This window comes from Aliiglaciecola sp. M165 (genome assembly GCF_007197995.1).
Classification (GTDB): Bacteria; Pseudomonadota; Gammaproteobacteria; order Enterobacterales; family Alteromonadaceae; genus Aliiglaciecola.
Genome location: NZ_VKKH01000009.1, coordinates 33,521 through 56,841 on the forward strand (window position 1 = coordinate 33,521; position 23,321 = coordinate 56,841).

Below are 23,321 nucleotides of genomic sequence, written 5' to 3' on the forward strand. Positions count from 1 at the left end.
GATATACTGAACCGATTACAAGGCCTTACGTCGTGAATAATATAGGTGGCTACGAGAAAAGCCACCTATTACAGACTAAAAATTTGCCGTCCAAGCTAACGACACTTTAGCGTTACGGCCCACCTCAGTCACTCCTTCAAACACCCGTTCGTATTGACGATCGAAAAGGTTATCAACGCCTAATGTCAGATAAAGCCCATCGACTGATTCCATTTGCCATGATGCATAGATATCAACTACGCCATAACCAGAGCGAGATTCACTCAACACCAAGGAGTCGGTTTCGCTATCATAGGTATTTCTCTCAAAGGCCTTGGCCAATTGTAATCGCGTTCCAAGCTCGAGTTGTAAGCTCTGCAGTTTATAACGTAAGTCGACATTAAGTCGGTCAGGCGTTAAGGTGCCCAAATCGCTGCCGTCACTTAAATTTGTGCCGTCAATGCTGCTGTAAGTCAAATTTATCGCTACATGTTGATTTTCATAGCGACTCTCTAATTCAACGCCATCAATGGAAGCGGACTCGACATTTGCGCTGCTAGATGTTCCTGCTGTACAAGGTAAAAAAGGCACACTGAAGCAACCGGGATCGAAGGCAAAATCCACTTGTAAATCGATAAGGTCTTCAATATCACTTTTATAGTAGGAGACTTTGTTTTGCCAAATGTCGCCATCAGTAAAAATATCATTCAGATCAATAGAAAAACCTACTTCAACAGTGTCTGAGCGCTCGGGTTTTAGATCTGGATTGGCAATGAAATTGTTGTTGATGAACACAAACTGGCCGTTTTGTGGATCAAAAAGCGTCGGGTGAGGTAAGGAAAAGTGTACACCGTCTAAATACAATTCGTTGACCGATGGCGCTCTAAATGCCTCAGCGTAACTGGCAAATACGCGCAACCAATGATTTGGAGCGTAACTTGCGGCAAGCCTCGGAGACATCGCGCTGTCTTCGATATCCTCTACCGACAAATCAAAAGTCTTAGTTTCAAACCTGTCATAGCGAACGCCGGGAACAACCAGTAGCTCGCCGGGTAATCCCATTGGTTCATTTACATTAAGTTCCAGTTGCGCGAATAACCCAGTAAAACTTGCCTGAGCATTGGGTACACCGCCTCTCAATCCAGATTGCGTATTGTCGTCTTTGCCTGTCTGTTCATCACGAAACCAGTCAGCCCCAACAGTAAATTGCACGTCTGATTGTTCAAACGAAAACTGGCTTACATTTCGAACAGAAACACCGTTGGTTTCGATTTTTCTTGTGGTCGTTCTTGGCAGGCTAATATCAAACTCCTCAACTTCAGAGTCGGTTTGATAGGTAGTGAGACTTAAGTCAATCCAAGATTGATTGGCAGGTTGATAATGAGCACCAAGACGCACCGTATCACTGGAAATGTCTTTTTCTACATTCAGTGTATTGTCGCCATCGGCAATAACGACACCTTGGCCGTTGTTGGGCTCTATGGCGGTATTACTGAAACGCTGCCATGAACCGTTGAGTGACAATTCATCATTGACACGATAAGTCAGTTTGAATAAACCAGAGTATAAATCGTCATCAGAAGGAAGATCCACATCCGACGCAAGCGCAATGTCCCCAGACTGCCTAACATTTATGCTGGCTAAAATATCAGCGTTTTCAGTGAGAGTGTAACCCGTAACACTATATACGTGTTCTTGATTGGCATTTTGATACCCTGCTCTGACCCGAAAACCCATGGTTTCATTTTTATTGAGAAAGTCTTTTGCCTTAATACTTTCGAAGGCTAGAACACCACCTACAGCGCCTGAACCATATAAGGCTGAAGCTGGCCCTTTCACCACCTCAGCTTTGCGGATCAGCTCTGGATCAACAAAAAATCGACCATCGTGGGCAGAAATAAATGATTGTCTGGCACCATCTAATAAAATAAGGACGTTTTCTCCACCTCTGCCTCGTATACTGGGTGTTTCCCCTGTCCGCCTGGGTCCGCCAGAAAACTCCAGACCTGGCACATCTCGTAGCAGGTCAGAAATACTACTCGGGTTGTGCAACTCAATCTCATCTTTATCTACCACACTCACCTGCCCTGGGTAATCCAATACTGGCAAAGGATTACTGGTACCGTAAACAGTCATTTGCTCCAGGCTTGCCATCGCATCAGGCGTAATTGAAGTGTTGTCTGCGGAAGATAAGTTTTCGGCAAGTACTGATGGTTGCGCCAAAGCGCTTGAGGCTAGAAGAAGCGCGATGGGTTTAATCGGTTGTTTCATTGTGTTTCATTTCTCCAAATGATAATAATTATCATTTAAATAATGCATGAACAATTATCTTGTTGCAAACGATAATCATTCTTATTAAGATTTAAAAACAAAATCTAACTAGGAATACTAATGAAAAAAATCATTTCACCTTTTGCAGCACTGCTTTACGCATCAATTTTTATTGGCATAGCCGGCTGTTCATCAACACTATCCAATCAATCAACTCAAGTGCTGCCAGACGAAAAAGATCGACAAGCCATTCTTGCTATGGCTGGAAACTACGAAGTTACTTTTGATTTCACTGAAACAGTTAGCTTTGCAGCGGACTATGAGAAAAAGGAACCCTATGTAACAGGTGCCCATGAAGTGGTTAGAGTCATTGCCGATCAACCTGGTTTTATTAGCTTACAACACATACTCATTGTCGGTAAGGACAAGCCTTTTCCCATCAAGCACTGGCGTCAGGATTGGATATATCAGCCTACCTCAGTGCATGAGTTTGTTGGGTTCAATTCCTGGCAGAAAAGAACATTGGTAGACAATGAACGTATTGGAAAATGGGCGCAGGTTGTTTATCAAGTGGATGATAGTCCCCGTTATGCAGGCATCGCCGCTTGGCACCATGAAAATGGCATATCCCAATGGACCTCAGAAGCCAGCCTGCGTCCCCTACCACGTCGCGATATGACTAAAAGAGACGATTATCACGCCATTTTAGCAAGCAATCGCCACGCCATCACACCAACGGGCTGGGTGCACGAGCAGGATAATTCAAAGCTAATTTTGCGCCCACAGGGCCCAGAGTTATTGGTCCGAGAAATTGGTGTTAATCGTTATGTGCATAACGATGACTTTGCATTTAACGTTGCAGATGATTATTGGCAGGCCACCGAAGCCTACTGGCAAGGCGTTAGAGACAAATGGTCCCAGCTCGACGAGCAACACGCACAATATGAGTTGACCGTACAGGGTGAACCGACACCTTTATACATGCCCTTGCTAGAGTACGCGGGGTATGTCAAAGAAGGCAAGATGCCACTGAACGAGGCCATTGAGAACGCTTTGCAAACCATAGAGCAATTTACCACGAATGAATTGAGCGACTTTCCTCGCGTTGACTATTCAACAATGGTCAACTATTAATGACCGAAAAAGTTATCAATACGCTGATTTGGATAGCCATTTTAATGGCTATCCTTTGGGTGTTTTGGACAGGGAGCATTATTCACAAACAACCTGACAGAACGCAGCTGATCGCAGCCATTTGGGATCATGTGGGTTTTGCCGTGGTGTGGTTACTACCCGTTTTAACCTATGTAATGTTCCTAAAGACCCGTCAATCAAAGGGAAATCTCTCTCAGGTTGTCAAGGTATTAGACAATCTGTTTTGGCTAACGTTAGGTGTTTTGTTCGTCACGGGATTCTTTACCGTTTGGGCAAGAGGGTCTGACATTAAAGTTTTTGACTGGTTTATCATCCCAACTCCAGTAGAACGCATGCAAACCTTGTACGAAACCCTTGAAGCCAGTCACGGAGCCATTAGCCAGTTCTTCATTGCGATAGGGCTAGCTTGGCTAGGTTCAAAGGTCTACCACTTTTTCAGTCAACGATGATCCCTTGGCTCAATAACGAAGATGCAGACACCGACAATTAAACAACTAACGGAACTGGCTGCGCTTGAAGCCAGTTGTGTTCATCATATTTTGTCTTTCCTGAGGTAATATGCAAGGTGAACGCATGGCGTGACTTGTCTGAACGATTAGCTTCACTAAAATGCGGTAGATTACCGTTGAAAATCACCAAAGAGCCAGCCTTGACTTCGAGTGGTACCGCTTGATCATTTGCCGGCCAGCCAACATCGGTTAAAGAAACTAATTCGGTAGTATCGTCAATATAGCGCTTGAATTGCTCCTTTATAGGAAAATTTGCGCCATTTTTATCTACCTGCAAACAGCCATTGAGTAGCGTAGCATCTTCGATTGCAAACCAAAATGTCACCACTGACGTGGGTTGTGTCATAAAATAAGAAACGTCTTGGTGCCAGCGGATCACGCCACCAATTTTCGGCTGCTTAAAAATGTACATGGATTGGCGAATTTCGGGGCTTTTCACGCCAAGATCTGTTGCGATCTTGGCAATGTCTTTTGATTGACTAAATTCTGCAAAGACCGGCGATAACACATGCAGTGCATGGCCTATTTTATTGATACTCAGATGTTTTGGCTGCTGTAGCTGGCCTTGTTCATCAAACGCATCTTCTTCAAAGAAGCATCTAACTTTGTCACCAGAATCTAGAAAATAATCGTCTCTATTGGTATCAGATGTTTTTGTTGAAAAAACCGAGCGAGTGGAATTTGGATCAAAATCATCAACGATTTTAAGGGCTGCTGATTTAAGCGCATTCATTTGTTCAACAGTAAAAAATTCAGAAAGGACAAGATATCCATTCTGTTCAAAAGCATCGATTTTTGTGCGATTTAACATTTAACTTCCAACGACTATTTTTGCACTATAGTTTGAATGAGACTGGGGATGAAGGGCAAGTTTTTTAATTTGGATTGGCGTTAAATGAAAAACGCCTCGTCTATTATTACCCGATGCTTTTGGAAGCCCTTTGTCAGCTTTTTTAACAATAAACGTTTGCCAATTATATCTAGAACTTCCAAACCGCTGATTTAACAGAGATATTTATTCATGGCACCGTTAATGCTTAAAATTTGAGCACTTGTATACCGAAGGAAACAAGAATGAAAAAGATACTGTTTGTATTCGCTCTAAGCTTATTGAGTAGTCAAGCTTTTGCTGTGTTAATAAATTTCGATGTTGATGCCAATGGTGACGCCATTAGTGCAAATACTCCTATCACCGATCAGTACCAGGCTTGGGGAGTGACTTTCTTGGGCTTGGAGGATGGAAATGCGGTAGATATAAATGCTGCGCCAGAGCCAGACGGAAATGCAGCTCCTAGTGCTCCTAACGTCCTTACCAACTGCAGCGACGCGAGTCCAGGTTGTCCTGGTGGTCGAGCAGACAGTATTGAAATATTTTTTGCTTCCGCTGCTTCGAACATTTCCTTTATGCTAGATACCCTTGGAAGTTTGGAAGTAACTTTTAATTTGTTCGATTCCAATGATGTTCTCTTGGAAACGCAATCTGTAACATCTAATGGTTCGTTATTTGTTCCCGTCAGTTTCGCAGCTGCTGGTGTTTCTAGAATTCAAGGACTGCAACCCAACAACGACTGGGCTTGGGCAATGGATGACTTAGAATTTGATGCGGTTAGCGTACCTGAGCCCGGCAGCTTAGCGCTATTGGCTTTCACGGTACTTGGGCTAGGTTTTTGCCGTAGAAAATAAAATAAATGAGTAATGTAGGGCTAACCACCGGTGGATAGTCTTACATTATGTTTTTCTAACGTTTCGACTTTTCTGTCCTTTCCCCGTTAATAATTTGCCAGCACGTTCAAATTTCAGTGACGTAGGTGTATTCCCCCTCAAAACAAAGTAACCTAAATTTTAGGGCAATTCTGTATCTGAAAAATTTCAAATGTAAGGTAAATACTATGTTTTTACGAAAATCTTGGCTTTTGGCATCGCTTTGGGTTTTAACCACGGCTTTTTCCTTTGCTCAAGACGCTAGCCTTGAAGGCACTATCGTCGTCGTGAACAAATTGGGAGATGATGTGACCTTTGTCGATATTCAAAGCCGCTCGATTATCAAGAACCTACCTACCGGCAAAGGCCCACATGAATTAGCGATGAGCAAAAACGGGAAATGGGCGGTTAGCACAGATTATGTAGGCGGAAATAGTCTGACTGTATTTGACGTTGAAAACGCCAAGGTCAGCCGAACAATTTCATTAAAAGACTACCCTCGCCCCCATGGTATCCTCTTTTTTAATGACCAAGCACATGTTGCCGTTTCATCAGAAGGTTCAGATACTGCCGTTGTGGTAAACATACATACCGGTGACATTGTAAACGCTATTGATACCGCACAAAAAGGCTCGCATATGGTGGCGGTGCCTGAAGCATCGGACGTGATATACACCACCAATATGCAGAACGATACAGTATCTGTGTTAGATGTTGCTACCGCAAGACGTATTAAGAATATTCCTATGCCAACAACCCCTGAGGCTGTGACCGTTAGCCAAGATGGAAAAGAGTTGTGGGTGGGAAGCAATAAAAATGGTTTAGTGACGTTGTTTGAGACTGAGAGCTTTTCGCAGGTAAAGCAGTGGTCAGGGTACACATTTCCGTACCGGATACTACTCACGCCAAATCAAAAATATGCGGTGGTGCCCGATTATCGGCAGGACACCCTGGACATCTTCGATGTTAAAAGAAGAGCCAAAATAAAACGTGTTCAATTTGAAACAGGCACTGGTCCCAAGGGCGTGATTTTCCATCCAAATAATACAACACTATTTTTATCCCTATATTCACAAGATAAAATTTTGGCCATCGATATCCCATCGGGAAAAACGCTGTTTGAATTACCTGCCGGTGATGGACCTGACGGCATTGGCTTTTCGCCTTTTGTACATAAATAACAACAAATTAGATTGAAAATTACACAAATTGGTTGACCTGATTGGCGTAGTGAAAGACACTGTTGTTAACAAACTGTAATCAGAGGGTTACTTTTTATTTAACCAGTGTTCACTAAACGAACAATCCGATAAAGCCATCCAAGGAGTTGTACTGTGATATTGAATCACCTATGGGGAATCTACACCCATCCAAAAGAAGAGTGGCACGCAATAGATGAACGACATGAGAGCTATATTTATAGCTTGAGTCATATCTGTATTATTGCCCTTATACCTGCATTATTGAGTTACTATTCTTCCTACCATTTGGGTTGGAGTATAGGCGTTGGCGAAGCTATTAAACTCGATCAAGGTTCAGCCGTTTCTCTTGGCATCGGAATGTACTTCGGCCTTATGGCCGGCGTTGTTGCGTTGGCAATTATTATTCATGAATTAGCCAAAGTGTTTGATTCAGAACCCACCTACACACAATCCCTTGAATTAGCCGCATACACGGCAACTCCTTTATTTATGTGTGGGTTTGCAGCCTTCTATCCGGCATTGTGGTTTGTGATGATGGTTGCCTTTGTGGGTGTCTCCTACTCGATTTATTTGTTGTATTCCGGCGTGCCCATTATGCTGCACATTCCTGAAGACAAAGGCTTCATTTATTCAAGCTCAGTGGTAACTGCTGGACTCATATTGTTAGTGGTATTGATGGTCGGGTCAGTGTTGATGTGGAGCGTCATAGGCGACCCGGTCTTCACCCATTAACAGCGCTCTTATTTCGTTAGACATAAAAAAACCGCTTCATTGAAGCGGTTTTTTTTAAATCTAATATGAGCTTGTTAAAGCCCTTCAGCATTCTCTGAAAGATACTTAGCTACGCCTTCCGGGCTTGCATCCATACCTTTGCTACCTTCTTGCCAGCCAGCAGGACAAACTTCGCCGTGCTCTTCATGAAAGTTCAACGCATCAACCATGCGTAGCATTTCGTCGACGTTACGACCTAGCGGTAGATCGTTAACAACTTGGTGACGCACGTTACCTTCTGCATCAATTAGGAATGAGCCACGGAACGCAACACCATCAGCCGGATGCTCAACGTCGTAGGCTTGACAGATTTCATGTTTTACGTCTGCAACTAGGGTGTATTTTACCGGACCAATACCGCCTTGATTTACAGGCGTGTTACGCCATGCGTTGTGGCTAAATTGAGAGTCGATTGACACGCCAATCACTTCAACGCCGCGTTTTTTGAATTCATCGAAACGTTTATCAAATGCTATTAGCTCAGAAGGACAAACAAAAGTGAAATCCAGCGGATAGAAAAACAATACGGCTTTTTTGCCTTTAATATTTTCGCTCAACGTAAAGCTGTCAACGATTTCACCACTACCAAGTACTGCTGCTGCAGTAAAATCAGGCGCTGGACGACCGACTAATACACTCATTTTATTCTCCAATTAGACATTAAACTTAGTTTCGAGATAAGGCATCACCAAATTTGATGATGAATTTTGTAATACGTACGAGATATAAGACCTGATCAATAAAATCCAAGGCATTTTTAGTGTTTTTGCCTAAAAAAATTGTAGATATGACATAGAGTTAGATTTTGCACTTATTCAGAGTAAATATTGAACGAAAAAAACCTTGATAAAGATGCAAATAACAACTATTATCATTTGCATAAAGATTGAGGGCTATTTATGTACGTATGTTTGTGCCATGGCATAACTGACAAAGCAATTAAACAAGCAGTGCTGGAAGACGGCGTGGGCACCACCCGTGAGTTGCGCAGCAGGCTTGGCGTTGGTAGTCAATGTGGACGCTGCATTCAAATGGCGCAGGAAATAATCGATACCACCATTATTGATGAATCGCTGTTTAAAGAAGTCTGTTAACGATTATTGTAAATAACTCACAAAAAAAGGAGCTCAAGCTCCTTTTTTGTTATCTATGCCACGTCTTAAATAACCTTGACACCTATTTCAGGATTAATCACTGTTACCGCGACCTAGTCTACTCAGCGTTTTCATTATTTTTTGCGGCAGTTTCTTTGATTAGTGGCTGAAGCTCACCCTGCTGAAACATTTCCATGATAATGTCACATCCACCAACCAATTCACCATCTACCCACAACTGAGGAAAGGTTGGCCAGTCGGCATATTTAGGTAATTCAGCTCGAATATCTGGGTTTTGCAGGATATCAACGTAAGCAAACTGCTCTCCACATGACATCAATGCTTGCGAGGCCTGTGAAGAGAATCCACAGCTAGGGAGCTTAGGTGAACCTTTCATGTACAAAAGGATGGGGTTTTCAGCAATTTGCTGTTTAATTTTATCTACAGTATCCATTTAACCACTCTCAACGTTTAATTACCGATAATATAAGTACGAGTTTACCTGTTTCAAGACCAACTAGATAAATGTTTAGTTGCTATAGGATAATAAAGTGATCTAAAGGTGTTAGCATTAGTAAAACTTATTTGTGGGTTGAACTTAGAAAAAGTACCCCCATTACACTGGAAATCGAAAGTGTTGTTTGAATCAGTTATGCATATTAGTTGCTTTACTTTATGACGATTCAAGCTAGCATTTAGCGGCACAAGCATTAAATACAGTTATTGCTCAATCAATGGAGACCTAACATGGCATTTGAACTACCCCCGTTACCGTACGAAAAGAACGCACTAGAGCCTCATATCTCAGCCGAGACGCTAGAGTTCCACCATGGCAAACACCATGCAACTTACGTCACTAAGCTAAATGGCTTGGTTGAAGGCACGCCAATGGCAGATATGAGCCTTGAAGACGTGGTAAAACAATCTGACGGCGGCGTATTCAACAATGCTGCACAGATTTGGAACCATACGTTTTACTGGAACAGCTTAAGCCCTAACGGCGGCGGTGCACCGACTGGCGCATTGGCAGACGCGATCAACGCAAAATGGGGCTCATTTGATGAGTTCAAAGCGGCATTCAACGACAAAGCGGTCAACAACTTTGGTTCTAGCTGGACATGGTTAGTAAAAACTGCTGATGGCGGTTTAGATATCGTTAATACTAGCAACGCTGGTACACCGATTACTGAAGAAGGTTTGACACCACTTATCACTGTGGATTTGTGGGAACACGCTTACTACATTGACTACCGTAATGTTCGTCCTAATTATCTAGGTGGCTTTTGGTCACTGGTAAACTGGGATTTTGCGGCGGCAAACTTCGCTTAAACCATTACGTGTACAAAAAAACCAGTTCAAATGAACTGGTTTTTTTATGCGCACATTATCTCGTTTAACTAAACATACAACGCAAAGTTTGCGGATAAATCTAAATCCTAAACTGATGCCTTCGCTTTGCGGCGTCTAACCAGAGCGAATGAAGACAAACCCAAAACTAACAACAAGCTTGTTGCAGGTGCGGGAACTTGAACGCTTGTTCTTTCGAATTCAATCTCTAAGAAGCCATTACCTGTTCGTATGCCACCGAGCATCGAGACATCGTATAGCAGTCCCGCATAAGAAGAACCACCAGCACCCGATTGCCCTGTCCAGTTCACACCGTATTGGCCAGAACCTCCGACTAAAGCACCGCCTGCACCACCTTGCGATGCCGTGCCGCTGCCCGCTTGATTGGAAGTGACTTCATTGCCACCATTGCCACCAAATCCCAAAGCACCTTGGCTTCCATTGTTATTCCCAGCCGAGGTATAAGTAGAAGTACCACCAGTACCGCCTTGGCTTTGTGTACCACCAGTAGCCAGTGTCTGTGATGCGAATGGCCATGCAGCACCGCCACCACCGCCATAGTAGCCAGCGCCACCGCCTCCACCAGTGCCGCGACCTTGTCCTCGAACACGATTACCGCCCGCTCCACCGCCGCCTGCAGCCACGACTACACGGTCAAAAAGATCTGCTCCGCCAATGCGAATGTCAGTAGCACCGCCACCTCCACCGCCAAATGCATTAGTAGCACCAATTAATCCTGCATTTCCACCACCATTAAAACCACCAAAAGCAGATACTTCGCCGCCGCCACCAACAAAGATATTCAGCACGTCGCCAGCATTGACATCTAAGGTTCCAGAAACAAAAGCACCCAATCCGCCGATGACATTAAGCGCATTTGATTGGCCTTGCGCGCCCCACGCTCTCACGGTGATTGACGATACATTGTCTGGTGTGACCCACTGTTGCATTGCACCTGTGTAGTCAAATTGAATTAATTCGGCGTGAGCCGAAGAGATTGGAAGTAGAATTGCTGCAGCTAAAGCACATTTAATATTCGTAAATGCTTTCATGTGTACCTCGTTAATTAATCACAAGAAAATCGAATGATATGTTAAAGAGTACAATGCAGAATTCAGACCAATTCTCATGCCATTGATTTTTATAAATTTTTTCAAGATAAAAGACGGGGGTGTAAAATTAATCGACATAAACTGTGCATTTATTAATCACCCATTGAACCCTATTAAAGAATGTCGCAAGTCAGGTTTATTACTTATGCTGGTGACTACTTTGGGTGAAAATCCCGCAGCTGGTGCGCTTTGCACACCCAGCTAAACGGGAATAGGAGAATTGGTTAAAGTATTGCTGCTAAACGAGTGCCCTGATCTATCGCGCGCTTAGCGTCTAATTCAGCAGCGACATCGGCACCACCTATGCAGTGGAAGGGTTTATTCAATCCTTCAGCCAGCTCTTTAAGCGGATCTTGCCCTGCGCAAACAATAATATTATCGACATCCAGTATTTGAGATTGATCATTTACCTTAATGTGCAAACCCTGATCATCAATTTTTACGTATTCAACCCCCGCAAGCATATTTACACCGCGAGCCAGAAGACCTGCACGGTGTGCCCATCCTGTGGTTTTTCCCAAATTAGCGCCCACTTTGGTGGATTTTCGCTGCAGCAAGAAGATCTCTCTACCTGATGCTGTAGGTTGGGGCTTCATACCTTCTATTCCGCCGCGAGAAGAAAAGGTCATGTCAATGCCCCATTCTTTCATAAATGCGGGAATATTCTGGCTGGTTGATTCTCCGGCGTGCGCTAAATATTCTGACACATCAAAACCAATACCGCCCGCTCCGATTACCGCAACTTTTTTACCTACCGGTTTTTTATCGCGGATCACATCTAAATATCCCAACACTTTTTCATGCCCAATCCCTTCAATTTCCGGGGTACGCGGTTTAATCCCTGTAGCAATGATGACTTCGTCAAAATCGCTTTCATTGAGCATGGCAGCGTCAACACGAGTGTTGAGATGTAAATCAACATGTTGCAGCTCAAGTTGCTTCCCAAAATATCTTAGTGTTTCGTAAAATTCCTCTTTACCGGGGATTTGTTTGGCAATATTAAATTGCCCACCAATTTCAGAAGCTGAATCAAATAAGCTAACCTTGTGACCCCGTTGCGCCAACGATACTGCGGCTGCGAGGCCAGCGGGACCAGCGCCAATCACTGCCATTTTTTTAATAACCGGAGCGGCGACAATGTTAAGCTCAGTTTCATGACAGGCTCTTGGATTAACCAAACAGCTGGCATTTTTGTTTTCAAACACATGGTCAAGACACGCCTGATTACAACCGATGCAGGTATTAATTTCATCTGCTCGGCCCTCTTTTGCTTTAATAACAAATTCTGCATCGGCAAGAAATGGTCTAGCCATTGACACCATATCGGCATCGCCACGAGCCAATACTTCTTCGGCTACTTGTGGGGTATTAATGCGGTTTGATGTAATGACAGGGATATTCAACGCTTGTCTGAATTTAGCGGTCACCCAGGTAAAAGCTGCTCGAGGCACTTTCGTAGCAATCGTCGGAATGCGCGCTTCATGCCAGCCAATACCCGTGTTGATGATGGTAGCCCCGGCTTTTTCAATTTCTAAACCTAACTCAACCACTTCATTGTAGGTCGACCCCCCCTCAACTAAATCGAGCATCGACAAACGGTAGATGATAATGAACTTTTCGCCAACGGCTTCGCGCACTCTGCGCACGACTTCAATCGGCAAGCGGATCCGGTTCTGGTACTCACCACCCCACTTATCCTCACGGTAATTGGTTCTAGAGGCGATAAATTGGTTCAGAAAATAGCCTTCTGAACCCATAATTTCGACACCGTCATAGCCGGCCTTTTGTGCTTGTTTGGCGGTGAAAACAAAATCGTCAATCTGCTTTTGGATCCCCTCTTCGTCTAATTCTTTAGGTTTGAATGGATTGATAGGGGCTTGTACTGCGGAAGGTGCAACCAGATTTGGGTTGTAAGCATAACGCCCTGTATGCAATATCTGCATGCAGATTTTACCATCTTCGGCATGCACAGCGTCGGTGATCATTTTGTGCTGTGCAACTCGTTCGTCATTGTCCAGACGATTTGTTTTGGCATGAGTAGCGCCCTCATCATTAGGGCCAATTCCACCGGTGACAATAAGGCCAACCCCACCACGGGCGCGCTCGGCAAAAAATACTGCCATACGCTCATGTCCGCCGGGTGCTTCTTCCAAGCCCGTATGCATGGAGCCCATCAATACGCGATTTTTTAGTGTGGTAAATCCTAAATCCAAAGGCTGGAACAAATGTGGATAGGGTTCAGTGATTTTTAAGTCTGCTGTCATTGTATTAATTCCTGTCGACGTCTGACTATTTGCCAGACATCATTGATTTTTTGTCTAATAATTCTGGGTAAGATGGCATGCGTTTTTGTTGTTGAGCCGTCATGGCTTCTTGAATATCTGGCATTTGAAACATACCGGCTTGCCAGGTGGCCATATAATTCAGGCTATCGGCGACGGAGTGATCACGGGTGTAGTTGATCATTTCTTTGCAGCCTGCAACCGCCATCGGGGAGTGCATAGCAATGCGCTTCGCAATGTCCATAACTTCTTTGAGCATGGTCTCTTGATCATCATAGACCTGATTGATGAACCCTTGTGCCAGGGCTTCGTTGGCACTCCAGTTTCTGCCGGTAAAAGCAAGTTCACGGATTAATCCTTGAGGAATGAGGTGCGGCAACCTCTGAAGAGTTCCGACATCTGCCGTCATGCCAATTTCAGTTTCTTTAATGGTAAAAAACGCATCTTTTGTTGCATAGCGACAATCTGCTGCACATATCATGTCAACGGCACCGCCAATGACACCACCTTGAACCGCTGCCAAAACAGGAATACGCACTTCTTCCAGCGCGTTAAAAGAGCCTTGTAACTCCAGTACAGAGCGACGCATTTTTTCCGCACGCCTTGCAGGTTCACCTTTGAAGTCTTTGGCCATATTTGTAAACACAGATAAGTCCATGCCTGCGCTGAAATGCTTACCGATTGAAGAAATCACAATGACTCGCGCTGCGGAATGTTCATCGATCTTGTTAACCACCACTGGCAGCTCTAGCCAGAACTCTGGGATCATACTGTTAAGTTGCTCAGGGCGGCATAATTGGATATGCGCGATTTGATTTTCGATAGTGACGTTAAGGGTCTTAAGCCCTTCAAAAGACAAATTAGATTCTGCGTTTTCCACTTTGGTTCTCTCCGCGATTAAGCTGTTGTGTAAGTTAAACATGACTTATCAACAACGACAGTTTAGTTGATTTATGGAGTGCAATAAGCAAGATGAATTGCCCGTTAGTCATCACTTTACACAATCTAGACATTGTCAAGATGAAGCTAAAGATACGAGCTTATGTTGACGCTGTCAAGATCTGTGATAAGGTTCAGAAAATAGCGACAACAATTATAAATAGCCAACATCTTTTTATGCGTAAACCCAAATTAACTGCAACGTCGAAAACAACTTATCACCATGGCGATTTGCGTAAAAGCCTGCTTGATACTGCAACTAAGATGTTAAAAGATGGAGGCGTTGAAGGTTTATCACTGCGTAAGCTGGCCGATAAGGTTGGCGTATCACGAACCGCTCCTTACCATCATTTTAAAGATAAAAACGAGTTACTGTGTGCTATTGCTGAGCAAGGTTTTGCCCACTGGAAGCAACAAGCTAAGCAGATTTTTAACCAAGTCGATGTCAGTAACAAAGAAAAATACCGACGCTTTATTCATGGTTACATCAATTACGCTGCTGATAACCCAGAACTCTATGATCTTATGTTTGGTCGCACCATTTGGAAAAATCAGGCGGCTACTGATTCACTGAAAGCTGTTGCTTACCCGAGTTTTCAGTATCAAGTTGAGATGACCCGAACCTGGCAAGAACAGGGCGTTATGCCAAAACATGCCGATACACTGCGTCTAGCTCAGGTAACCTGGGGGACGATGCACGGCATCGCTCGATTATTAATAGATGGCATCTATGCAGATGCCAGCCATATTGATGAAATGTGTGAAACTGCAGTAGAGTTGTTTGTTACCACATCAACGCAAAGCGCTAATTAACCCCAATTGGGGTTAAATATTATGTTCCTGTTTGAGCATATCAGCGGCACGCTCAGCGATCATAATCGTTGGTGCGTTAGTGTTACCACCAATCAAACTGGGCATCACCGACGCGTCAACCACTCTCAATCCTTTCACCCCTTTCACTTTTAATTCCGTATCCACTACAGTCATTTCATCGTCAACCTGGCCCATCTTGCAGGTGCCAATGGGATGATAAATGGTTTCGGAGCGTTTGCGGATAAAGGCTAAAATCTCTTCATCAGATTGGGCTTCAGGTCCTGGGCCAATTTCCCAGGACCCGTATTGCTGAAACTCTTCTGCGGCAAGGATTTCGCGGGCTTTTCTCACACCATCAATCATCACAGCTACATCATCTTCATGGGTAAGATACTTGGGATCAATAATTGCCGGAGCAAGAGGATCATTTGAACGTAAGCGGATCTCGCCTCGACTTTTTGGATACAAACAACAGACGTGCACACCATAACCATATCCAAACGCGGTGCTGCGACCATGATTTAACAAGATTGCCGGTAAGAAATGGTACTGAATGTCCGGTCTGTCAGTTGCATGTTTGGTTTTTGCAAAGCCGCCCGCTTCGGCAATATTTGACGATAAAACGCCCTTACGACCGAACATATATTGAAATGCCGCCTTGATATACATAGGAATCGAGCCAAACGCCACTGCGTAGCCTTCTTTGGCCTGACAGCGATGCTGCACAATAGCATCTAGGTGATCTTGCAAGTTCTGGCCTACGCCAGGCAAATCAACCAAGGTTTCGATACCATGCTCTGCCAAATGTTCCTTCGGGCCAATGCCAGAAAGCATCAGCACCTGTGGGCTGTTAATCGCGCCACCGGAGACAATCACTTCTTTGCTGGCTTGCAATTGAACAGGCTTGCCTTTTAAGGTTAAAGAAACGCCCGTTGCACGTTTTTGCTCAAAGACGATTCGTTCTACTTGAGCGTGAGTCAACACGGTCAAATTAGTCCGCTCCAGCGCGGGCTTAAGATAACCTTTAGCGGTTGAACAACGCTGACCGTTAGCCTGCGTCACTTGATAGAACCCCAACCCTTCCCGTTCTGAGCCATTAAAATCCTGTAAGGTCTTCATCCCAACTTCAGCTGAGCTTTTCACAAAGGATTCAGACAACGGATTGTGGTGGCGTAAGTCGTTTACACTCAATAACCCTTGGTCACCGTGATCGTCGCTTGCACCATGTTGCTGCTTCTCGGACTTTAAAAAATAAGGTTTAACCGACTGCCAGTCCCAGCCCGTCGCTCCCTGTTCATGCCAGTCATCATAGTCTTTTTGATCACCACGGATATAACACATGGCGTTAATTGAACTTGATCCGCCTAACGTTTTACCACGCGGCCAATACAACTCACGATTGTCCAACTCTGTTTGCTCCGCCGTATCATACTTCCAACCCACACCGTCAATACGAGCAAGTAAAGACAGGCCAAAAGGAATATGGATAAGTGGATTGGAATCTTTGCCCCCGGCTTCAAGCAAACATACGCTTACCTTTGGATTTTCAGTCAATCGGGATGCTAAGGCAGCGCCAGCGGAACCGGCTCCGACAATAATAAAATCGAATTGAGTCTGCGTTAAATCGTGCATTTATTCTCTTTACTACTACTATGGAAAATCTAAGTCACTGAAAACGATAAAAAATTCTATTACCAGTAAAAATTACTCAGCAACTGCTCTGATGTCATACCAGTGAGTGTATCAAAAAAGTCAAATGGGTGTTACTGAAATGTAATGGTATTCAAATCTAGACTATTATTATGCTCCAGCAATGCTGTCGCCGGGTGATGAGCTGCTCCAGTGCGCTGCACGTTCATTACCTTAAGACTTACGGAGACCAGAATTACCGTCTTAGGTTTTAACTCATTGGATTGTTAAGTTTACGGAAGTTTCAATTATCTATATCCAAATAGTCAATCAATCCAGATATATCATTGTTTTTTATCAGCTCGGTGACTTCATCACTACGTCGTCTTATCTGTTGAGCATCAATATATTTCTCGACGTATTCGACATAGGCCATAATAACATCTTGATTGCACCAATCTCTAATATTGCACAAAGCAACGTCAATGACTGGTTGTAATTCTGAACTGAGTTCGTGATTGTGAGCAATGTAAGTTTTTAGTGCATCGTATGCATTAATGTCATCTTGCCCTCTTACTTTTAGTGCCGATACGATAATATCCAACGCTTCGTCAGGTTCAAACCTTTCGGGGTGTATTGAATAGACAAATGCACTTGCATGCGAATTACCACGTTTGTGGCTTTTAAGCATCCATTCGTAGTGTGTTTCATTCGAGCTAAGCTTTTCAATAGAGACGGTTTCAATAAGGTCTTGGCAATAAATATAATGCGCCTTTTACTGTCCGATAAGATCATAGTATTCATTTTCAACTTCTAGTCTATCAATAGTCGCTTTACTAGAGACGCCGACACATTCGCGCAACGCTAAAGCAACTCTATATTGTGCAGCATCATCGCCAGCCAATGCCTTGTCGATATTCTCTTTGTATATCTTGAAGGGTGAAGAAGGATAAATACTGAATAATCCAGTCGCTGAAATTGCTTCTGGATAAGGGCTAATTTCAAAATTCTTGATTTCTTGGATGGAAAAGTTTTTAGAAACATAAGGTTCATCTTTAGCGCTTGAATAAACAGGTTCCTTAGGACCTAGTTTGGCGTCACCTTCTAATGCTGAGCTTTCAGCATAGTGCGAGATAGTATTTTCGCGCCCCGATGTTGTTTGTTTGGCTTTATCCTGAAATTCAATAAATATATAGAACCCGATCAAACACAACAATGCTGAGGACAACACTAAAACAATCTGCGTTTTTTTCTTTACCACTATTGCTCCATACTCTACAACACGATATCAAAGATGATTATTTGAGTGTGATCGTAAATGCCTTTTTAAAATCTTTTGCAGGGAGTCGATTTTTGTCTGGTTGCCGAATTCTCCAGGCCTGCACGGTCATGCCGATATCATCAGTATTTTTATGAAAGCCAATGGTCATAAAGTGCTCGCGGGTGCGTTCACGCCAATATGCTGAAAACGGGTAGCCGCGCTTGGTTTTCACATTAAATGCTTTATCGTATTCCACTGTTTTTGGTTCAACGCCTTTCACTTCAACCATATCAGGATCAGGGAATAGCTTGGGCGAATTGCTAGCTTTTGCTGAGGCAAAACTGTTTAAACCGGTTAAATTGGACATCGGCGAGGAAACCACTTCAATCAACCTGGCTCCCTTATCACCGATTTTTACTTTTGCAATGCGCCCAAAGTGCACGTCACCTGACATGACCACAATATCGTGCCCTGAGATTGCCATAGCCTCAATCAGTTTCGAATACTGAGGCTGAAAGCTTAGCAAATTTCGTTCGAGTTTATTTTTGTTGGCAAGCAATACTTGAGGGATAACTAACACACCAGGTTTGGTTAATCCTTTTGCCCAATTTACAAGTTTGTCAAAACCGGCATTATCAATAAATTGGGTTTTACTGCGATATGAGCGCAAATCAGCCACGCAAAAAGACAGATCATTGCCAATATCAAACACTTCTATCTTACTGGTTTGCTGCACATTCATTACCCCGTCTCGCGAAGCGGCTTTCCATGCATGACGCACTTTCTTTACTTTGAGCATAAAGAGTGTGGGCAATAAACTGTCGTAAAACGGATAATCGTTCCAATATTCGTGGTCATCGGGCAGCATCCAAGTGCCTCCTCGGGTTAGCATGCTGCCCAACGCTTGCCAATGCTTTGCATAGTCATCTGCAACCCGTTGACGTACTTCGTTAGTCAGAGGAGACAATGAATCTAGACCAATGTCTAAATACACCTGATCTCCCACCATAAACTTAACATCAGGTTTAAATGCCGTGTCACCTCGTTCATACAACCCTTTAAATGCTTGCGCGGCTCGGCCTGAATCTCGGTGTTCGTAAAAACAACTACTCAAAGCGACGGTGAACGCTTTGTTCTTATCGCTTGGAAGCGAGTCTGGGAGGGTCGAAAAGGTGCCACGCCGTAGTAACTGCCATTGGTCGTTACCTTCAAATTCATCACTCTCTAAACGCTGATAAAAATTTACCGAATATTCAGTCCCCGCCGTTAAATTTGAAATGCGTGCTGTATGGTAAAATCGTTGACTGAGTTTGTTAAAAGGTCGTTGCCAACTATGTTGGAGTATTTCGATTCTCTGCACTTCGTTACCATTAGCATAAATAATTAACCTGGCTAATTTGGGCTTTCGCAAAGTGGGGAACAAGGTTCCGGCCCAAAGTACGGCAGAAGTTTGTGTCACTTTATGAAACACCAAGCTCCACTGAGAAGTGTTGGTAGGGAAATCGACGATATTCATTGGCGTGTCCTTATTTCGCAGTCATCTGTAAGCTTAGATGGAAATGGACATAGTGCTATTAACTCACCGTTAATTTGGTAGAATTTTCACCTTTAATCAACGATTCAACCACACATTTGGGGATGACTGAAGTCTAGATGTGCCCCATATAGAGCAGGTGTATTGGTTAACAGAAACCATGCAAAGCTTGACATATCTTGTCCGAGGAATTCACACTAGTGAGTATCTGCATACTTGCTTAATGAAAGTAACATTGTCTCAACCTTGGCTACAGTCTCTTATCACACGCTATGAGCCCTTGATCGCTAAATGGATGATCAAGTTAGGTAAACTGACGCATGTGGATTACACAATAGAAGAACTAAACGATTTGGCCAAGCCGCTCTTTCCGCAGACCTTTAAAGTCGATGTGCCAGTAGGGAAAGGGGTGTTTACAATTTTAGAGGGTGAAATTGATATTCCCCGCCGTGAAAACAACGTGCATGTGCAGCTTCTTAGCAGTTTAGATATAGACGCAGTGGGCAATCCTTTGTACCGAGCCCATGTGTTAATCGTGATACACATTGCACCCCAATACGATGTCGAGCATAAAACCGTATTCATCAAAGACATGACTTTAGAATCCATTCGATTGATTCAAGACGAATATTCTTTGCTCAACGATTCTAGGCAGTTACTTGATTTAGTGTTGCCCCGAGGTGTTCAAAACCTGATCACCGGCACCTTCAAATCCGCGTTAGGTATAGTTACGGCAGGCAGTTCAGATTTAGCTTCTGACTATTTGCATATTTATTTGTCTGGTAGCAAACAAAAAGTGTTGGATTATCACAAGCCGCAACTCACAAAATTAATTGAAGAGTTAAAACAAGATCCAGAACTGATCTATGAAATGGATGAATCTGACTGGCAAGAAAAGCTATTTCGGCAATACGGCAAGCAAGTCGTTGTTGAAGAGGGGTGTGTGAGGTTTAAGTTTTAACACTCATCCCAAGTCGTGTTTTTTCTCAGAAAACTGTTATTGAGGATTTACATCTTTTGCAGGACTTAACGTAGTAAAATAGGTGCTGGTTTCTGCTGTTTCTATTTCTTCAAACTCAGCGTAAAAATTCTGCAGTAATTTATTTATTTCATTTTCATCTGTGCTTTTCTGAGCATTCAGACGACGAAAATGAAAAACAGTCATATCGCGCAAACGCCTCAACGCAAATTCAGAACGTCGATAATTTTGCCAAAGCATATGATAGTTGCCGATTTGCAGCATGAATGAACAGAAGGCAACTAACACACTTAGCCCGGCAACGATGTAGTTTTTTTGTCCCATGTCAGTAAAAAGAGCAAACAGAGGCAATGAGGTAGACGACAACCCGAGCAAAACAGAAAACACCCAAAACAACCGCATACACGCATTGGCACGAGTCTCGAACCACGTTATTTTGTCATTGGCGATTCGGGTAATTTCTGTAATTTCAATGTCTTTGGCTTCCATGGCGGCTTCCCTACATCAATCTCGCACAGATTCAGACACAATTTTGTCATCTTCAGGCAAATTCTCTTCGTGATGCACCTCTTCTTCAACTATCGACAAGTGATCATCGCGAACCTTTTCACCGATATCATCAATATTCAGAGAAGGGTCATCGATACACTTCTCAAGCATATCGAATGCTTCGGTGAAATACTGAGCCAATGGTTCTAGCGACTTAATGTTTTTGTCACAGCAGACCATCCCCACGTTTGCTACGCCATTGTAAGTGATAAGCGTAATGTTCACACCACCACCTGGGGTCATGGTTGAGATAGGATAACAAGCCAATAATTTACTGTCTTTCAAATAACGTAAATCTGAAGGACCAGGAACATTGGATATTAAAATATTTGCAATAGGACGCACAAAGTCAGACAGTCGTATCATTTCGAACAACAGTGCGTAAGACTGAATCAACAGGGTGTAATAACTAAAGGCAGCAGGCCGTGAACGTTTAGCCGCCCGTTTAACAATACGATGATTTTCGATGATCTGACGCAATCGCAAATAGGGGTCATTTTTACCATGAGCTAGCCTTACTGGCACAATAGCAATTTTATTCCCTGCAGTCTGTTCTCCGGGTTTTCGCAGGTTAATTGGCATATTGGTATACAACGCTTTATCAAACGAATGCCCGTAGCCTTTCAAAAACTGATGAACGCCAATGTCAAAACAACACAATAAAATTTCATTGGCAGACGCCCTCGCCCTTTTGCTTAGCGCCTTCACTCGGGAAAAGTCCATATCAACCGTGGATACAACCCGGCCCTTTTTAACCTGTCCGGTCAACAGGGTTTTAGTCCCGGAAAAAGGAATAGGCATATAGGTGGGGTTGACGTAGGTGATTTTCATTAATAAGCGTAGGAATATATAAAGCAGATCGAACAGCACCATAACAAATTCGAACAAACCGACAAAAATCGATTTGAAAATATTTTGCTTACGTTTAGCCCGCGACTTACGTTTGGTAGCCCAAACTGGAACAAACTTGTCGGTGTTTTTTTCTGGTAAATACCCCGCCTGAAACCATCGAATCAAGGTCGCTCCATCACCATACATGTGGTGAACTTTAGCGTAAATAGCAAACTGATTACTTTTGCCATCTTTAATAAAATGGTTTTGCCACAAGGGTTTATCTCGATCCAACCAAGTTTCATGTAGTTTGGCGATAAGTACATGAAGACTTTCACGGTCATTCAAATCGTCCACTTCGTGAAGCTGAACGTGATAATTCATATCTAATTTTTCAACGGGCTGAAGACTAGTAGGAAAACCCAAAAAGCTTTTCACTTTGCCATTAAATGGACTGCTGGCCTCGTCGAATTGACGAACCTCTTCACAGAGATTGTCGACATAATCAGCGGGTGCATCTTCTGGCATTTCCAACAATTGCAAACTAGCAACGTGTTTGGGATTATCTTCAGATTCAGTAATCCAAAAAGTTTTATCAAGAAACGTGATTTTCTTACTCAATCTTGTATTCCTTCAAAGTCCAATTAAAACCTATTATTCCACCAATTCACTCACAAGAGAATGTGTTGCAATCGCTTCTTGCAGTTGATGCAGCTCGCCTTGTGGGATATTAATGTAGGGCAATACGGCAAACATTATCATTGCTAGTCCCTTGTACAAATGGGTTTCGTCGCTGATATCCTGCCCCTTTAAAGCATAGTAATTAGCTGACTGCGTAAACACCAGTCCAATGAGTTCAACAATTTGCAGGCTTTGGACTTGGCTGGCTTTTATACTGCCGTTTTGAATAAAATCGTTGAGTAACTTCTCGATACATTTTTCCTGCGAAGCCAGATTTTTCTTGAACGATTTGGCTACAGCTGGGTGATTTTCGGCCAAATTAGCTTGATTGTGATAAAGAAATTGAAACAGATGGCCTTTTTCTAGAACTAAATACAAAAAGTAGAAAAAATCTTCAATACTCAGAGACTTGTGTAGCGCGGAGTTGATTACTCTGTCCATTTGCTCTCGATACAAGTCAAACAAGGCAGCGACAATAATTTCTTTGCCCTTAAAATGGTAATAGAGATTTCCCGGGCTAATATCGAGTTCAAGGGCTATATCGACGCTGCTGACGTTACTTTCTCCCCTTTGATTGAATAAATCGAGTGAGGTGACAAGGATTTTTTCAGCTGTTTTCATAAATAAAGACCAAGTTGTCGATTACTGTCGTAATATTGCTTATCATTTCACATTGCGAAAA

The 23,321-nt window shown here is 43.3% G+C and carries 23 protein-coding genes; 9 read left to right on the plus strand and 14 right to left on the minus strand.

Translation table 11 applies throughout. The features are described 5' to 3' along the window. Nucleotides 1–75 precede the first annotated feature (75 nt). On the minus strand, nt 76–2,250 hold the full coding sequence (locus FM019_RS17610) for a TonB-dependent hemoglobin/transferrin/lactoferrin family receptor (protein ID WP_143837286.1): 2,175 nt from the start codon (nt 2,248–2,250) through the stop codon (nt 76–78). Nucleotides 2,251–2,370: 120 nt separating this feature from the next. On the opposite strand from FM019_RS17610, the gene FM019_RS17615 reads away from it, so the two are divergent. Beyond that, nucleotides 2,371–3,384 (plus strand): DUF6607 family protein, encoded by a 1,014-nt coding sequence (locus tag FM019_RS17615; protein WP_143837287.1) that lies wholly within the window; start codon nt 2,371–2,373, stop codon nt 3,382–3,384. Continuing rightward, nucleotides 3,384–3,854 carry a hypothetical protein gene (locus tag FM019_RS17620; RefSeq protein WP_143837288.1) on the plus strand — a complete coding sequence of 157 codons (471 nt, stop codon included), beginning with the start codon at nt 3,384–3,386 and terminating at the stop codon, nt 3,852–3,854. The genes FM019_RS17615 and FM019_RS17620 overlap by 1 nt, the downstream gene beginning before the upstream one ends. Nucleotides 3,855–3,891: 37 nt before the next feature. Here FM019_RS17620 and FM019_RS17625 read toward each other — a convergent pair whose 3' ends face one another. Continuing rightward, nucleotides 3,892–4,725 (minus strand): phytanoyl-CoA dioxygenase family protein, encoded by an 834-nt coding sequence (locus tag FM019_RS17625; RefSeq protein ID WP_143837289.1) that lies wholly within the window; start codon nt 4,723–4,725, stop codon nt 3,892–3,894. A gap of 263 nt (nt 4,726–4,988) precedes the next feature. On the opposite strand from FM019_RS17625, the gene FM019_RS17630 reads away from it, so the two are divergent. The 3 genes from FM019_RS17630 (at nt 4,989) to FM019_RS17640 (ending at nt 7,549) form a co-directional block, all read left to right on the plus strand. Further along, nucleotides 4,989–5,597, plus strand: a complete 609-nt coding sequence (locus FM019_RS17630; RefSeq protein ID WP_143837290.1) for a PEP-CTERM sorting domain-containing protein — start codon at nt 4,989–4,991, stop codon at nt 5,595–5,597. A gap of 206 nt (nt 5,598–5,803) precedes the next feature. Further along, entirely contained in the window at nt 5,804–6,796 is a 993-nt protein-coding gene (locus FM019_RS17635) for a YncE family protein (protein WP_143837291.1), read from the plus strand. A 153-nt stretch (nt 6,797–6,949) separates the two neighbouring features. Further along, complete coding sequence (locus FM019_RS17640) at nt 6,950–7,549, plus strand: Yip1 family protein (RefSeq protein ID WP_143837292.1); 600 nt, start codon at nt 6,950–6,952, stop codon at nt 7,547–7,549. Nucleotides 7,550–7,623: 74 nt separating this feature from the next. On the opposite strand, the gene FM019_RS17645 is transcribed toward FM019_RS17640, so the two are convergent. Next, nucleotides 7,624–8,229 carry a peroxiredoxin gene (locus tag FM019_RS17645; protein WP_143837293.1) on the minus strand — a complete coding sequence of 202 codons (606 nt, stop codon included), beginning with the start codon at nt 8,227–8,229 and terminating at the stop codon, nt 7,624–7,626. 258 nt (nt 8,230–8,487) lie between these two features. Between FM019_RS17645 and FM019_RS17650 the strand changes: the two genes are divergently transcribed. Continuing rightward, entirely contained in the window at nt 8,488–8,682 is a 195-nt protein-coding gene (locus FM019_RS17650; protein WP_143837294.1) for a bacterioferritin-associated ferredoxin, read from the plus strand. 118 nt (nt 8,683–8,800) lie between these two features. Here the strand turns inward: FM019_RS17650 and FM019_RS17655 are convergent, their stop codons facing one another. Next, entirely contained in the window at nt 8,801–9,136 is a 336-nt protein-coding gene (locus FM019_RS17655) for a Grx4 family monothiol glutaredoxin (RefSeq protein WP_143837295.1), read from the minus strand. A gap of 293 nt (nt 9,137–9,429) precedes the next feature. Between FM019_RS17655 and FM019_RS17660 the strand changes: the two genes are divergently transcribed. Further along, nucleotides 9,430–10,011, plus strand: coding sequence for a superoxide dismutase (locus FM019_RS17660; RefSeq protein ID WP_143837296.1), 582 nt, complete (start codon nt 9,430–9,432; stop codon nt 10,009–10,011). 107 nt (nt 10,012–10,118) lie between these two features. On the opposite strand, the gene FM019_RS17665 is transcribed toward FM019_RS17660, so the two are convergent. From FM019_RS17665 to FM019_RS17675, 3 genes are all read right to left on the minus strand, one after another. Further along, nucleotides 10,119–11,081, minus strand: a complete 963-nt coding sequence (locus tag FM019_RS17665; RefSeq protein ID WP_143837791.1) for a glycine-rich protein — start codon at nt 11,079–11,081, stop codon at nt 10,119–10,121. 284 nt (nt 11,082–11,365) lie between these two features. Beyond that, a complete protein-coding gene (locus FM019_RS17670; RefSeq protein ID WP_143837297.1) occupies nt 11,366–13,405 on the minus strand; it encodes an NADPH-dependent 2,4-dienoyl-CoA reductase in 2,040 nt (679 codons plus the stop codon). Between the two features lie 25 nt (nt 13,406–13,430). Next, nucleotides 13,431–14,345: a crotonase/enoyl-CoA hydratase family protein gene (locus tag FM019_RS17675; protein ID WP_143837298.1), complete on the minus strand. Its 915-nt coding sequence runs from the start codon at nt 14,343–14,345 to the stop codon at nt 13,431–13,433. A 194-nt stretch (nt 14,346–14,539) separates the two neighbouring features. Between FM019_RS17675 and FM019_RS17680 the strand changes: the two genes are divergently transcribed. Beyond that, nucleotides 14,540–15,175 carry a TetR/AcrR family transcriptional regulator gene (locus tag FM019_RS17680; RefSeq protein WP_143837299.1) on the plus strand — a complete coding sequence of 212 codons (636 nt, stop codon included), beginning with the start codon at nt 14,540–14,542 and terminating at the stop codon, nt 15,173–15,175. Nucleotides 15,176–15,187: 12 nt separating this feature from the next. Here FM019_RS17680 and FM019_RS17685 read toward each other — a convergent pair whose 3' ends face one another. The 4 genes from FM019_RS17685 to FM019_RS17700 form a co-directional block, all read right to left on the minus strand. Continuing rightward, on the minus strand, nt 15,188–16,807 hold the full coding sequence (locus tag FM019_RS17685) for a GMC family oxidoreductase (RefSeq protein ID WP_143837300.1): 1,620 nt from the start codon (nt 16,805–16,807) through the stop codon (nt 15,188–15,190). A gap of 301 nt (nt 16,808–17,108) precedes the next feature. Then, a complete protein-coding gene (locus tag FM019_RS17690) occupies nt 17,109–17,495 on the minus strand; it encodes a hypothetical protein (protein ID WP_143837301.1) in 387 nt (128 codons plus the stop codon). A gap of 84 nt (nt 17,496–17,579) precedes the next feature. Next, a complete protein-coding gene (locus tag FM019_RS17695; protein WP_143837302.1) occupies nt 17,580–18,065 on the minus strand; it encodes a hypothetical protein in 486 nt (161 codons plus the stop codon). A gap of 37 nt (nt 18,066–18,102) precedes the next feature. Beyond that, nucleotides 18,103–19,581 carry a hypothetical protein gene (locus FM019_RS17700; RefSeq protein WP_143837303.1) on the minus strand — a complete coding sequence of 493 codons (1,479 nt, stop codon included), beginning with the start codon at nt 19,579–19,581 and terminating at the stop codon, nt 18,103–18,105. A gap of 241 nt (nt 19,582–19,822) precedes the next feature. Here FM019_RS17700 and FM019_RS17705 point away from each other — a divergent pair, with 241 nt between their 5' ends. Further along, nucleotides 19,823–20,560 (plus strand): hypothetical protein, encoded by a 738-nt coding sequence (locus FM019_RS17705; protein ID WP_185969336.1) that lies wholly within the window; start codon nt 19,823–19,825, stop codon nt 20,558–20,560. Nucleotides 20,561–20,596: 36 nt separating this feature from the next. On the opposite strand, the gene FM019_RS17710 is transcribed toward FM019_RS17705, so the two are convergent. The 3 genes from FM019_RS17710 to FM019_RS17720 are packed head-to-tail and all read right to left on the minus strand — an operon-like array spanning nt 20,597 to nt 23,260. Then, complete coding sequence (locus tag FM019_RS17710; protein ID WP_143837305.1) at nt 20,597–21,067, minus strand: DUF4231 domain-containing protein; 471 nt, start codon at nt 21,065–21,067, stop codon at nt 20,597–20,599. Between the two features lie 15 nt (nt 21,068–21,082). Then, entirely contained in the window at nt 21,083–22,579 is a 1,497-nt protein-coding gene (locus FM019_RS17715; RefSeq protein ID WP_143837306.1) for a wax ester/triacylglycerol synthase domain-containing protein, read from the minus strand. 33 nt (nt 22,580–22,612) lie between these two features. Then, a complete protein-coding gene (locus tag FM019_RS17720; protein WP_143837307.1) occupies nt 22,613–23,260 on the minus strand; it encodes a TetR/AcrR family transcriptional regulator in 648 nt (215 codons plus the stop codon). Nucleotides 23,261–23,321: the final 61 nt, after the last annotated feature.